This window comes from Candidatus Cloacimonadaceae bacterium (assembly GCA_030693415.1).
Classification (GTDB): domain Bacteria; phylum Cloacimonadota; class Cloacimonadia; order Cloacimonadales; family Cloacimonadaceae; genus JAUYAR01.
Map to the genome: position 1 here is coordinate 1 of JAUYAR010000141.1, position 12,745 is coordinate 12,745.

A 12,745-nucleotide genomic window follows, 5' to 3' on the forward strand; every position below is an offset into this window, starting at 1 on the left:
AGAATAACTCACAGGATTCACGCGTATCCAGTGGCTTGTTGATCTGCACGAAAACTTCGCTTGGGGGGCATACTATGGAGGGGTGTAGCGCTATCGCAAAAAGTGGCAACCTAGCGTCAACTATATTAGGACTTGACAAGATGTCCCGTCCGCATGCCGATGCTGCGAAGGTGGAAAGGTGGAATGGGTTTGTGTCTATCGATCACGGGGTTTCGCATTTGATGCACCCCGAGCTATCTTGTATCGCCCCTGATAGGGCTGCCTATTCACCCATTCACCTGTTCGCCGACAAACATCTCTCCGTCTCCGCAGCATCGGCATGCTGCGCAACGGGCACCACCTTTCCTCCTATCATCAATCCCCAGCCCCATGTTTTTCTTGACAATTTCTTAGCACTCAAATACGTGGTTTGCTAATTGAACAATATAGCTTATACTATAATTAAAAAATATCATGGAGGAATCACATGAAACTCAGACCTATTGAAGATCACGTTGTCGTGAAGATCGAAACCGCGGCACAGGAAAAAAAAGTTGGCGGAATCATCATTCCCGATACGGCAAAAGAGAAACCCCAGATGGCGGAAGTGATCGCCGTTGGGACAGACGAGGAATTACAGAAGGTAGTGAAAGTGGGCGATAAAGTTCTTTATGGCAAGTATGCCGGCACTGAGATCGAAATTGACGGCGAAAAGCTGTTGATTCTCGCCAAAAGCGACATCCTCGCCATCGTCGAGTAGAACAATGTCGGTGCATGAATTGAGCGTAAATAGTTTCGCAGCCGAAGTTTTGCAAAGCGATCTGCCGGTTTTGGTGGATTTCTGGGCACCATGGTGCGGACCTTGCAAAGCACTCACTCCCACGATCGAAAAAGTAGCCCTCGAGACCGAAGGGAAAGTCAAGGTTGTAAAGTGCAACATTGATTCATGTCCTGAGATCGCAGGTAGATACTCGATCATGTCCATACCGACCCTGCTCATCTTTTACCAAGGTGAGATCGCCGGGCAGTTGGTCGGTCTGGTGCAAAAGGACAAGATATTAGACAAGCTGAAAGCATATATGTAATCGGCGTATCAGATCATAACAGCAAAAAAAAGGCTCAACCATATAAGGTTGAGCCTTTTGCATAGCAACTGGATTTATCAGTGCCGGCTCGCGTCTCTCACCAGTTCATAGAGCAGATAGCCGTTTAGCATATAGAGCACTTTGTCAAAGTCCTTCTCACCGGGGATGATGACATCGGCGTTTTTCTTGGTGGGTTCGATGAATGCCTGATGTGAGGGTTTCACTGTTTCCAGATATTGCTCCAGGACGGATTCGACTTCATAACCGCGTTCCAGAGTGTCCCGATAAATTCTGCGAGCGAGGCGGATATCGGAATCCGTATCGACATAGACCTTGAGGTCGGAGAGCTCTAACAATTCCGGGTAGTAAAGGGCAAAGATTCCTTCCAGGATGATGACGTCGGCATTGGCGACGCAGAGGGTACCCTCGCTGCGGGAGTGATTGATGAAGTCATAATCCGGTACGTTGACCGCGCTGCCGGCAAGCATAGCCTTGATATCGGTCATCAGATAATCCCGGTCGATGGCATCGGGGTGGTCAAAATTGGTTTGCAGAGCTTCCTCGCGGCTGAGATAGCTGAGGTCTTTGTAATAGTTATCATGGGAGATGATGACGTGTTTGAGGGAGGGGATGCGTTTTCCGATAGCGCGAGCCATAGTCGTTTTTCCCGAGCAGGTTCCCCCTCCGATCAGAATCAAACGCGATTCGTTGTTGTCCTTCATCTATGGTCTGTCCATCAGAGCTTTTTGATTGTTCCAGCGATCTTTGTGATCAAAAAAGGGGAGCTTGAGTCCCTTGTATTTGGCAAGTTCACTGTTCAGCCAGGCACTGCGTTCGCGAATGCTATCCCGCCGGTAGTGTTGATTGTTGGATTCATAGCGTATGTTTATGAGCCGCGTGAGTAATTCGGCTGCATTTTGGGGATGATACCCAGCCCGCGCCAGATAGCGCAAACCAACGATGTCCGCTTCCTGTTCATAGGCGTCCAGGCGTCCCTGAATGAGGGTGTTGAACATTTGCATGATATCGGCTTCAAGTTCCTGTTCGATGTCTTTTGCCTTGGCGCTGAAAGCATCCGGCAGCGCAGTGTCCAGTTCGTCAGAAGCGGAAGCGGCGGCGATCTGATGTTCGCGTTTTATAGTTTCGATCATTCCGTGGAAACGGGTGACATGGGCGATTTCGTGTGCCAGGACAAAAGCGAGTTCAGCTTCGGTTTTGATCAATTGGAGCATGCCTTTGCTGATGAAGATAATTCCGCCCGGGCAGGCATAGGCATTGGGTTGGGAGATATCGAGGATGAAGAAACGGAAGGGGATGTCTCCGCCGTCGGAAGCAGCAACGACGGTCTGCCCCACAAAGTTGACGTATTCAATTAATTTCGGATGATGGTAGAGTCCCTGGTTTGCGATCACGCCGGCTATGACAAGTCCAAAGCCTTCCTGGGCATCGGGAAAATAATCCGGCGTCTTCTTTAGAGGCAGGGAAAGGGCATTGCGAAAGAGCTTATCCCTGGCGGTTCGATATGTTGCCTTGTTGAACGCTGCAAAGCGGGTGGTGTCGATCTGTTGTCCAAGCGCGATGTCATAGAATGTTTCGTCAGCGCTCAGGCTGAAATGATTGTTGAACAGTTGTGCGAAACCTTTCGTGCCTGCGGAGATGCTGTGTTGGGTGACCGTGGATTTTGCGCTGCCGCCTTGGATGGAGGCAAAGACGTTTGAACCGGGAGGCTGCACTTTCAGGGCATTTACGGGGATATAACCCTTCTGATTCTGATATTGCACATAGAGCCAGTCATCCAGATTCTTCAGTTCCTTTACTTTGGCTTCGACCGGGATGAGGACAATCGTTTCGTGATAGTTTGCGGCGCCATTGCGCAGCCAGGTCTTTTCGCGTTTGACAGTGAAGTCTTTGGCAATAAGCACAGCCGTGATGAGGATCAATAATATGCCAACGATACAGCGTTTCATGGATTACTCCTGTTTATCTTTTGTGATTAGTCTATGTAGGACTCTGAAATCAACCGGTTTGGTCACAAATTCGTCAATCCCTGCTTCCAGGCACCGGGCTCTGTCTTCCTTGGTCGAGGCAGCGGTGAGAGCAACGATCTTGGAGTATATCCCACGCTTGCGTTCATGTTCGCGAATCAGCCTGCACACCGTGATTCCATCCATACTGGGAAGATGCAAATCGAGCAAAATGCAGTCATAGGTTTTTGCGTCATAGAGTTCCAATGCTTCATATCCGGAATTTGCCACATCCACTTGCATACCCCATTTCTCAAGCTGGAGCTTGGTAACCTTTTGACTGACGGGATCATCCTCCACCAATAGGATGAGCATGCTGTTGTTCATGGATGCAGGATCTGAACGGGCAACGTCAGCATCAGTTGTGTCTGTGAGCCGGAAGGGAATTAGAAAGAAGAATCGGCTGCCGCTGCCGGTTTCGCTTTCCACCCAGACTAAGCCCTCCATCAGTTCCACTAATCGCCTCACTATGGACAAGCCCAATCCGGATCCAGTGTAGGAATTGCTGATCGTGGAATCCGCTTTGCCGAATCTGTCAAAAATGTCTTTGACCTTCGCTAATTTCATGCCGATGCCGGTATCCGAAACACAGAAAAGGATGCGGATATCGTCTTCTGAGAGAGTATAAACTTCCGCTGATAGCTCCACCCAGCCGGAATTGGTGAATTTGATGGCGTTTTGCAATAAATTTGTCATGATCTGCCGCAAGCGCAACATATCGCCGATTACGAAATCAGGGATATCATCCGAGACGCGCGATCTGATATCAATACCGCCCTTTTCGCGTTGGAGGACAAAGCTCTTGATCAGTTCTTCGATCAAATACCGGGGGTTGAATTTGCCGGGCATCAGTTCCAATTTTCCGGACTCGATCTTGGAAAAATCCAGGATATTGGAGACGATGCCCATCAGGCTCTTTCCCGAGGAAAGAATCAAATCCATGATTTCCCTATGCGAATGATCGGATTCCATCTCCCGGAGGACGTTTATCAAACCGATGATGCCATTTAGGGGAGTGCGGATTTCATGGCTCACGCCAGCCAGAAATTGCTCTTTAGCGATGCTGGCGGATTCCGCTTTGTCCCTTGCTTCGATCAGTTCTTTCTCCATTTCCTTCTGCGAGCTAACGTCCTGCATGAAACCATAGGAAAAGGCTTCGCCTCTGTCGTCATGAACGATGATGCTAAAGTCATAGACCCAGTGGATATTCTTGTCCGAATCAAATATGCGATAGTATTTTGTGGAGGTGCAGGGATCTGTTTCAGGACTTTTTTGGATCAGTTCCAGTATGGCGTTTCGATCTTCTTCATGCACATGATCCATCATTCCCATACCTTCATTGATCAGGTCTTCAGATGTGTATCCCCATTGCGATATGCTCGGTGAGATGTATTTCAATTGCATTGTGTTGACACTGCATTTATAAAAAACAAAAGAGCTGGAATCGATGAGTTGATGCTCCCGTAAAAGCTCGGATTCGTGTTCAATGACGGTTTTATGTTCCGTGGAAAGCTTTCTTAAGCGGTTTCTCAACCCTCTGTGCCTGAATGCCATAACTATGCTGAGAAAAATACCCAGGAAAGCGATGATGATCGTAATAATCGTTCCAGTATCGGATAGCAAGCTGACATGGGGTAATTTTTCAGCATAGGGCGCGAACCATTTTTTATGCAAGGTATCCAATTCTCCGTTCGTAGCCAATTTGAGCAATGCGACGTCGATCCTTTCGATCAATTCTTTGTCTTTGGAGGCGTAGCAGTAATCTTTGACAAGGATTTTATCCCATAAAACTGAAATATGCTCGAGCTTATCTTTGCCGACGATGAACATACCGTGCATGTGGTTGACGATGGCGGCGTCGTAAACTCCTTTATTCAGAAGTTTCAGCGCATCTTCCTGCGTGGGAACCTCCGCTACCGATCCGGCGAATTCGATGGTGGACAAAAAATCCTTCGCAATATCGCCTTGCTGCAATACTACTTTGGCATTGATCAGATCCGAGCTGGATTTGATGCCGGATCCTTTGCGGACGAAGAAGCTGCGCCAAGTCTGGGTGTGCGGTTTGGAGAAGTAATAAGTCCTCGCTCTTTGGGAAGACAAAGCCATACCCTGAACCATGTCTATGAGCCCGTCGTCCAGCCAGGAACGCACCTGAGCCCATTTTGCGAGACGGAATCTGGGAGTCATGTCCATTTGCTCTGCCAGCCGCCGGCTTAGTTCCACATTGTAACCAGCGGGGAAATGATTATCATCCAGATACTCATAGGGAGGATAACTGTAATCTCCGCCGATCGAGATGGTTTTTCGCACGTTTTCAACGTTCTGCCCATAGATGATGCCGAGGCAGAAAACAACGACTAAAAATAACAGGATTCGTTTCATAAAAGTCCTTTCTCCAATGCTTCAGAGCATATCTGATGCTATATTTTCAATTCTATCCACGTATCTTTCCATATCAATTTTCATTCTCATAACCTCTTTCTCGACGGATGGCTATTCCTGTCAAGTGAGATGTCGTGAAATGGATACATCATGCAAAAAATTGTATGGCGATTTTTCAACATTGTATATGGCATTTTGTGCATTCCATTCCTCCGCGATCCCTTCCGACAATCCCAAATATGCAACAGCACAGGCAACCCGCGGTCTATAGCCATTAGTGGCTTTTGGGTCGGATCAGCTCTGCCTTTGGTTCGGATTAGTCATCAAGATATCCGTTTGCCGAGAAAATATACCTTTCAAAACCGATCCAGCCAATCCCAAAAAGCAATTGGAATGGTTATTGCAAATGTTATTCATAGCTGTAGAAAAACGTCTTTCCAGCGGAAATATATTTACAAAACGCACAGGGGAGTTAATGACTGTACTGATATTTGCGACGGTGCTTCTGATCCTGAATTGGATAATTGAATATAGAAGACACAAGCGCAACGTCCTATCCATACCGATCAGGATCCATGTGAACGGAACGAGGGGAAAATCAAGCGTGACGCGTTTGATCGCAGCCGGTCTCAGAGCCGGCGGTCTCAAAACCATCGCCAAGATCACCGGCACCCTGCCGCGCGTGGTTTTGCCGGATGGCAGGGAAGCTGCGATCATCAGATTGATGGGCGCAAACATCATCGAGCAGAAATATATCTTCCGCCATGCCATATCCCAGAAGCCTGATGCCATCGTGGTCGAATGCATGGCGGTGAATCCCGTCTTTCAATGGATCACGGAGCGTCAATTTGTGCGCAGCACGATCAGCGTGATCACAAATTGCCGTCCCGACCATCTTGATCTGATGGGCAGCACCGAACAGAGCGTCACCATGTCCCTCAGCAATACGATCCCTGCGCACGGAGTTTGCTACACGGCGGAAAACGAGCATTTTCAGCTCTTGCAGAAAGTGGCAAAACATCGCCATTGCAAAATCCACAAGATTCGCCCCCATGACGTCACTCATGAGGAATTGGCGCAGTTTCAATATATCGAACATGCAGAAAACGTACAGCTCGCTTTGGCAGTCTGTGCCGAAGCCGGAGTGCCCAGAGACGTTGCTATCACAGGAATGATGAAAGCGCATCCCGATCCCGGCGCGCTGCGCAAATACTATCTCGAAGATGGAAGCAAGAAGATCCATTTCTACAACGTCTTTGCCGCCAACGATCCCAAGTCCACCGCCCGCGTGATCGACATGGTCACCGGTCACCTCAACCATGTTGAAAAGATTATCATTCTGAACAGCCGTGCGGATCGGATTTTCCGTTCGCAACAACTGCTGGACGCCGTCAAAGATATGGATTTTTCCTACATTCTTCTTACCGGCGAAGTTCCGGAAAAGGTGGAATCCTACGCGCTATCAGTCGGAATTCCGCGTGCCAAAGTGATCCCTCTGGGCGAACCGCTCACCGAGGTCATCTACCAAAAAGTTTTGGAACTCACGCGTAGCGAATCCCACGTCCTGGGCATCGGCAACATCGCAGGTAGAATCAAATACGGAGCCCAAATCGTGGCTCATTTCAGACATAAAATTCAAGCAATGAAAAAAGCAAAACAACAAGGAGCTGAACGTGGTTGATGCAGTAATGCAAGCGGCGGTCGGAATCGGCGTCATCATCAGTCTGATATTCTCGGAACTGTTGGGCGCTTCTGCCGGTGGGATTGTGGTGCCAGGATATGTGGCGCTCTATTTGGACAAACCCATGCAGATCATTGGAACCCTTATCGTGAGTCTGCTCACCTGGGGAATCATCAGAATAATCGGCAATTTTACACTGCTCTTTGGCAAACGGAGAATGGTGCTCAGCATCTTGATCGGCTTCATTCTCGGTTGGGCTACGCGCATGCTGGTCTTTCAAAATCAGACGGTTTATACCTATCAGATGCAATCGATCGGCTATATCGTTCCCGGCTTGATCGCAAACTGGTTCGAGCGCCAGGGATTCGTCAAAACCATCACTACCATGGGCATCGCTGCGGTTTTGGTTCGCCTGATTCTGATGGTCGTTTTCGCAGGGGAGATATAATATGTATCGTCCTTCACTCAAATCATCCTGGTCGTTAGTAGCGCTTTTCGTTCTCAGCGTTATCTTGTTTGTTATCGCCCAAAACAGTTATGTGCACATCGAAGCGGATTTTCACGATGAGAAGGTGGAAGCCGCGAAATTGATGAGTAGCTTCATCGACAGTCTGCGCACCGAACAGATCGCCCAAGGGATGCACATCGACCCCATCGACGATCCTTTCCAGACGGGCTTGATCGGCAGCCGGCTCAGTTCTATCACGACGGACAGAGGTCTTCTATCCGAAAAACAAGCGGCGGTCAATCCCAATATCGCGGCGATCTTCATTGATGAATTTTCCCAACAGAAACTCACCGAAGGAGACTATGTGGCGATCGGGATCACGGGTTCGAACCCGTCCGTCAACCTGGCGCTCTATGCCGCGCTCAAGGTGATGAAGCTCAATCCGCGCATCATCGTGGCTCTATCGTCCGCTTCCTATGGAGCCAATCGTGAGGACTTCACCTGGTTGGATATCGAGACCGTCTTGAAAAAAAAGGGCATGATCGATTTTGGCTCTTCCTATGCATCCTTCGGCGGCAAGGAAGATCTCGCCATCGGCTTGTCCGACAGCGGTTTCGCCGCGCTGCGCGACGCGATGAAGAGAAATGGTGTGCCGCTGTTGATCGGTTCGAATCTGGAAGAAAACGTTGACCTGCGGGACAAAGCTTATCTGGAATTGATTCCCGAGGGCGAGCGCTATAAGCTCTTTGTCAATATCGGTGGCGGACTCGCCAATGTCGGCAGCGAGCCAAACGCGCGTCTGATACCTGAAGGAATCAACAACCGCTTGGCGGAAAAACAATTTGAAAAAGAAGGCATCATGATGGTGATGGCGAGCAAGAATGTACCCATTCTTCATGTGCGCCGCATCATGCGATGGGCTAAGAAGTATGACATCTCCTCCGGCAAGGAAAAAATGCCCGAGCCTGGTGTTGGAGCCGCTTTCAGCAAGATGAAACACAACGTCACCATCAGCGCAATATGTTTGTTGATCCTAATGGCTGCTTTGATCGTTGTGATCCTGCTGGATCGTCACGATCGGCGTTTCATGGCAAACATCGTCGATCCCGATGAGGAAATATAAAGATTTTGGAGCATAAATGTATAAGAAACTGATAATTATGACGCTGCTCATGCTTGCGACGGCAAGTTTTTGGGCGCAAAGCAAACCACGGGTGATGAGCTTTGACAATCCCGGCAACCGTAGAATTCTCAAAAACGCAGATGGAAACTACTATTATTTCCGTTCTCTGCCAGAAAAATCGATGCGTCTGAACGTGGGCGGGATCGACAAAATCGAGCTCAGATCCTTTGGTATCGAAGCGATTCGCAAACCACAAGTCGTCGTCATCATCGATAAAAAGAGAAACACCTTCGACCTCACGCTCAAATCCCGATTAAACGGATACTACATCTACGAACCGGTTTCGGTATCAATTCCTGAAGGGACGCAAAGCATCGAAGTGTTATGCTATGATCGCGGCATCTATTTCCGCGCTTTCTATGCCGTGGCTCCGAACCCAAAAACCCCCAAGACCAAAGTGCCCAATCTCGCGATCGCCGAACACGGCGGAATCATGTCTATGACGCACAATTCCGCCAGCAGCGATTATTATACCTTCACCCCCTCCCAACCCCTGAAGTTCACATTGAATAACAAGCGTGACGCCATCATATATCTGCGTGTCCGTCTTTTGAACCGCAGCGTGCCCGTTTTTGAGCTCTATCAAGACGGTAATCTGATCGACACCATCGAATTCTCGCGCAAGCGCACAACTAAATACAAGGTGCATGGCATCAATCATCTCTCAGTCGGCAAGAAGGTCGAGCTGCCAAAAAACACTTCCAACAGCACGTTCGAGCTGCGCGCCCAAAGCGATCATCTCTTTTTGGCAAGACCGGTGCTCCTGAAGGCAAAATAAGGACGAATAAATGATCAAGCAAAACCCCAAAGCAAATGAAAAAGACCCGATACGGAAACCCAGCACGGACATTTCTCCAAGGAAGGAAAGCGACATCACTGCCGGGGGTAAAGAGGATGCGGAAAAGAAAAACAGACAACGCCGCGCATCGCGAAACTTTGTGCCGATCATCATGTCCTTCGCGCTGATACTCATCCTTGGTATCGCGGTATTGCAAGCTCAGGTAGATGCCTCGATCACATTGCAAGGCACTTATTCGGACAACGTGTTTCAGCTTTCGGACGATGATTTCAGCCGTTTTGACGACGAACATCCCAACCTTGGGTATGTGGAAACCACCGACGATCTGACCCTATCCGCCCGCTTCGATCTGGCATATCCATTGCAATACCGGTGGTGGAAAGTTGTTCCATCGATCACCGGGACTCTGTCTCAAAACGCATCCAATAAGGACAAGAACCGTCAGGACATGCTCCTGCGGATGAAAGTGCAGCGCCACTATTGGGATTTCACTATTTTATACGGCTTTTATCCTTATGTATATGTGCGCAGCTATGTGGATAGTGACGGAACCGGGGAATTGGAGAAATACAGCTATGAACGTAATCTCTACCGCGCTGACCTGAACCTCCGCCCCCTGGACAAGACCACCCTGCGTCTCCATGCCCGAACGGAAAACTATTATTACAACCAATACTTCACCGAGTTCGATGGTAGGGCGGACACCTTCGGCATGGGGTTTCGTCAAGCCTTTCCCGTTTTCACAATTGAAGGGACGTACTACTATCGCATCTTTGAAAACAAGGATCTGATTCTCGATCCCGAGGACTGCTCCTACGAGAGCAATCTCTATGCCGGCTCACTCCGGCTCAAGGCAATGCCCCTAAACGATTCCAAGCCCAAAGGCGCCACCTGGTATCCGTCATTGGCGCTATCCTATGAGGAGCGTTTCTACCAATCGGACGACTCTTGGTATGGTGGCAGGATCGACATGATCTATAATACCAAAGCCGGCATAAACTTCAAAATCTCCCCAAAATGGAATTTAATCCTTGACTATACTCACGTCCTCAGGAATGTAGATTCACCCAATGCGTCGGTCATGCGTCTCAAAGAATATAGAGAGAACAGATTTGCCGCAGCGGTGAAATATGACTTTTAGAACAAGGGGAGATCATGGTTTTTAAACAAGAAGACAACCCCAAGCGGCTCAAGGAGTTTATCGGTCTGGTCGAAAACCACAAGATCGATTTGCGCCATTACAAAACTCCTGTCCTCGTCTGGGCTGTTCAGGACGGCACTGCATACTATTCCTTCTGGGACAAAGATATCCTCGAGCGTTTTGGTTTGGGCAGCGTCGATGGCTATGATTTTGAGGAGGACGCCCTCTTTTGTCCCGATTGGATCTCCGATAGGGATGATGACGACGATGACTTTGAAGACGATGATAGCGATGACAACGAGCTGATTTGCAACCTCAGGATAGACAACCATAAAGCATAATTGGTAGAGCTATTGCGCATATCGGTGATTGGCGGTGGGGGATGGGGTCTTGCACTCACCAAACTGTTGGTGGATCAAGGACACGTGCTATCCGTCTGGGAGCATAATCCGGCTTTTCTACTTGAACTTCAGAACGCTCGCTCCAATTTCAAACTCTTGCCAAACGTAGTTTTGGACAAAAGTGTCCGCTTCACCGGAGACATAAAAGACATCGTCATATCCAAGCCGCAGATCATCATTCTCGCCACTCCGGCGCAGTTTATCCGTTCGACCTTGACTGGTTTCGAATCTTCTTCCGTAAAGGAACTGTGGCAAAGCCTGGAGCTGTTGGCAGTCGTGAACGTTGCCAAAGGCATTGAGGAAAATACGCTGCTGACTATCGACAAGATACTGCTGGAAATGTTGCCATCCAATGTCCATGATAAGATCTGCGCACTTTCCGGTCCCAGCCACGCGGAAGAAGTCTCCAGAGGGATCCCCACCACAGTGGTGATCGCCGGTTCAAACGAGGAATTATTGATAAGCCTTCAACGCGTCTTCAGCAATAGCTATTTCCGCGTCTATCGCAGCTCCGATTTGATCGGAGTGGAGATCGGTGGAGCGGTTAAAAACATCATTGCTATTGCTGCCGGAATCGTTAGCGGTCTCGGTTTCGGGGACAACACCATCGGCGCTCTGCTCACCCGTGGAATCGTTGAAATTCAACGTTTTGGCGTGGCTCTCGGTGCCAAACCGGATACTTTTTTGGGGCTTTCCGGCATCGGCGACCTGATCACTACCGCCACCAGTCTCCACAGCCGCAACCGCTTTGTGGGCTGTGAGATAGGCAAGGGCAGAAAACTGAAGGAAATCATCGCTTCCATGAACATGATTGCCGAAGGCGTCGCCACCACGCGCTCGGTCTGGCAATCTGCACAAAAACTTGGAGTGGAAATGCCCATCGTCAATCAGGTCTATGCCGTTCTTTATGAGGACAAAGATCCCCACACTGCCATATCCGATCTCATGACCCGCGAACTCAAAGCGGAATAAACCGTTTCTGCACCAGCATATCCCTCTTTGTCCGGGAATCCAGCCTATCGACGATATGTAGCGCTGCATGCCGATGCTGCGGGAAGCACATTCGGCAAATATTTCCCAGTGCATCTTCGGCAATAAGTCTACGGGTGTTTTCCTTCCACCACAATACCTTTCAACCGGGTGCCTGGCGTCCCACTGAAATCAAAAAGGACAGCGTCCATAATTCGTTTCTTCCCCCAAAAAATCTTCCCCCTTTGCATTACGGACTAAGTCCGTATTGACTCCGTAATGCTAGCCCAAGTTTCGCAAAGTAGTGCCTAAGTAATTGAAAAATAGACGGGAAGGTTTTCATTTTGGGCACTACTTTCGAATTGAGTAGTATTGGTGTTTACTGACGTTGATGTTGAGGAGTCTGAATATTTCGGCTGCTTCAGGGTCTAAGGTTCCAGTTTGTCTGAGGTGATGTTTCTTTCCAGCGGTATCTGTAACTATCAAGGTCGATCGCATGCTTGTGGATAGTGCTTTTTTGATTCCCAGCCAGCTTTTTCGGTAGTCTTTTCGGTTCAAATCGAACAAAATACTCTTCATAATGGCATACGCGAGAACAGATATCAATAGATGCGATTCGATCCGATCGTCCTTCTGGTGGTAGATTGGACGTG

General features: G+C 48.9%; 13 protein-coding genes. 9 read left to right on the top strand and 4 right to left on the bottom strand.

All coding sequences use genetic code 11. The features are described 5' to 3' along the window. Positions 1-466: 466 nt before the first annotated feature. On the top strand, positions 467-739 hold the full coding sequence (locus Q8M98_08305) for a co-chaperone GroES (protein ID MDP3114764.1): 273 nt from the start codon (positions 467-469) through the stop codon (positions 737-739). Positions 740-743: 4 nt separating this feature from the next. Further along, entirely contained in the window at positions 744-1,064 is a 321-nt protein-coding gene (trxA, locus tag Q8M98_08310; GenBank protein MDP3114765.1) for a thioredoxin, read from the top strand. Between the two features lie 77 nt (positions 1,065-1,141). Here trxA and udk read toward each other — a convergent pair whose 3' ends face one another. From udk to Q8M98_08325, 3 genes are read right to left on the bottom strand one after another with little or no spacing between them, the layout of a single operon-like run. After that, entirely contained in the window at positions 1,142-1,786 is a 645-nt protein-coding gene (gene udk / locus Q8M98_08315) for a uridine kinase (GenBank protein MDP3114766.1), read from the bottom strand. Further along, the gene (locus Q8M98_08320; protein MDP3114767.1) at positions 1,787-3,031 is read right to left on the bottom strand and encodes a M48 family metallopeptidase; all 1,245 of its coding nucleotides are present in this window, start codon (positions 3,029-3,031) and stop codon (positions 1,787-1,789) included. 3 nt (positions 3,032-3,034) lie between these two features. Next, positions 3,035-5,470 carry a transporter substrate-binding domain-containing protein gene (locus Q8M98_08325; protein MDP3114768.1) on the bottom strand — a complete coding sequence of 812 codons (2,436 nt, stop codon included), beginning with the start codon at positions 5,468-5,470 and terminating at the stop codon, positions 3,035-3,037. A gap of 475 nt (positions 5,471-5,945) precedes the next feature. On the opposite strand from Q8M98_08325, the gene pgsB reads away from it, so the two are divergent. Genes pgsB through Q8M98_08360 form a run of 7 tightly spaced genes read left to right on the top strand, consistent with a single transcriptional unit; the run spans position 5,946 to position 12,095 of the window. Next, a complete protein-coding gene (gene pgsB / locus Q8M98_08330) occupies positions 5,946-7,151 on the top strand; it encodes a poly-gamma-glutamate synthase PgsB (protein ID MDP3114769.1) in 1,206 nt (401 codons plus the stop codon). Then, on the top strand, positions 7,144-7,599 hold the full coding sequence (gene pgsC, locus Q8M98_08335) for a poly-gamma-glutamate biosynthesis protein PgsC (GenBank protein MDP3114770.1): 456 nt from the start codon (positions 7,144-7,146) through the stop codon (positions 7,597-7,599). Before pgsB ends, pgsC begins: the two co-directional genes overlap by 8 nt. A gap of 1 nt (position 7,600) precedes the next feature. Then, positions 7,601-8,722 carry a poly-gamma-glutamate system protein gene (gene pgsW / locus Q8M98_08340; protein ID MDP3114771.1) on the top strand — a complete coding sequence of 374 codons (1,122 nt, stop codon included), beginning with the start codon at positions 7,601-7,603 and terminating at the stop codon, positions 8,720-8,722. A gap of 16 nt (positions 8,723-8,738) precedes the next feature. Continuing rightward, positions 8,739-9,560 carry a hypothetical protein gene (locus Q8M98_08345; GenBank protein ID MDP3114772.1) on the top strand — a complete coding sequence of 274 codons (822 nt, stop codon included), beginning with the start codon at positions 8,739-8,741 and terminating at the stop codon, positions 9,558-9,560. A gap of 10 nt (positions 9,561-9,570) precedes the next feature. Beyond that, on the top strand, positions 9,571-10,722 hold the full coding sequence (locus Q8M98_08350) for a hypothetical protein (GenBank protein ID MDP3114773.1): 1,152 nt from the start codon (positions 9,571-9,573) through the stop codon (positions 10,720-10,722). 14 nt (positions 10,723-10,736) lie between these two features. After that, positions 10,737-11,063, top strand: a complete 327-nt coding sequence (locus Q8M98_08355) for a hypothetical protein (protein MDP3114774.1) — start codon at positions 10,737-10,739, stop codon at positions 11,061-11,063. Then, the gene (locus Q8M98_08360; protein ID MDP3114775.1) at positions 11,064-12,095 is read left to right on the top strand and encodes an NAD(P)H-dependent glycerol-3-phosphate dehydrogenase; all 1,032 of its coding nucleotides are present in this window, start codon (positions 11,064-11,066) and stop codon (positions 12,093-12,095) included. A gap of 348 nt (positions 12,096-12,443) precedes the next feature. Here Q8M98_08360 and Q8M98_08365 read toward each other — a convergent pair. Continuing rightward, the coding region (locus tag Q8M98_08365; protein MDP3114776.1) for a hypothetical protein at positions 12,444-12,745 on the bottom strand (302 nt) is incomplete at its 5' end.

What these genes read in the sequence shown, in the direction of transcription:
- trxA (MDP3114765.1), top strand. Translation starts at nt 744, where the DNA reads ATGTCGGTGCATGAATTGAGCGTAAATAGTTTCGCAGCCGAAGTTTTG.
- udk (MDP3114766.1), bottom strand. Translation starts at nt 1,786, where the DNA reads ATGAAGGACAACAACGAATCGCGTTTGATTCTGATCGGAGGGGGAACC.
- Q8M98_08320 (MDP3114767.1), bottom strand. Translation starts at nt 3,031, where the DNA reads ATGAAACGCTGTATCGTTGGCATATTATTGATCCTCATCACGGCTGTG.
- pgsB (MDP3114769.1), top strand. Translation starts at nt 5,946, where the DNA reads ATGACTGTACTGATATTTGCGACGGTGCTTCTGATCCTGAATTGGATA.
- pgsW (MDP3114771.1), top strand. Translation starts at nt 7,601, where the DNA reads ATGTATCGTCCTTCACTCAAATCATCCTGGTCGTTAGTAGCGCTTTTC.
- Q8M98_08350 (MDP3114773.1), top strand. Translation starts at nt 9,571, where the DNA reads ATGATCAAGCAAAACCCCAAAGCAAATGAAAAAGACCCGATACGGAAA.
- Q8M98_08355 (MDP3114774.1), top strand. Translation starts at nt 10,737, where the DNA reads ATGGTTTTTAAACAAGAAGACAACCCCAAGCGGCTCAAGGAGTTTATC.
- Q8M98_08345 (MDP3114772.1), top strand. Translation starts at nt 8,739, where the DNA reads ATGTATAAGAAACTGATAATTATGACGCTGCTCATGCTTGCGACGGCA.
- Q8M98_08325 (MDP3114768.1), bottom strand. Translation starts at nt 5,470, where the DNA reads ATGAAACGAATCCTGTTATTTTTAGTCGTTGTTTTCTGCCTCGGCATC.
- Q8M98_08305 (MDP3114764.1), top strand. Translation starts at nt 467, where the DNA reads ATGAAACTCAGACCTATTGAAGATCACGTTGTCGTGAAGATCGAAACC.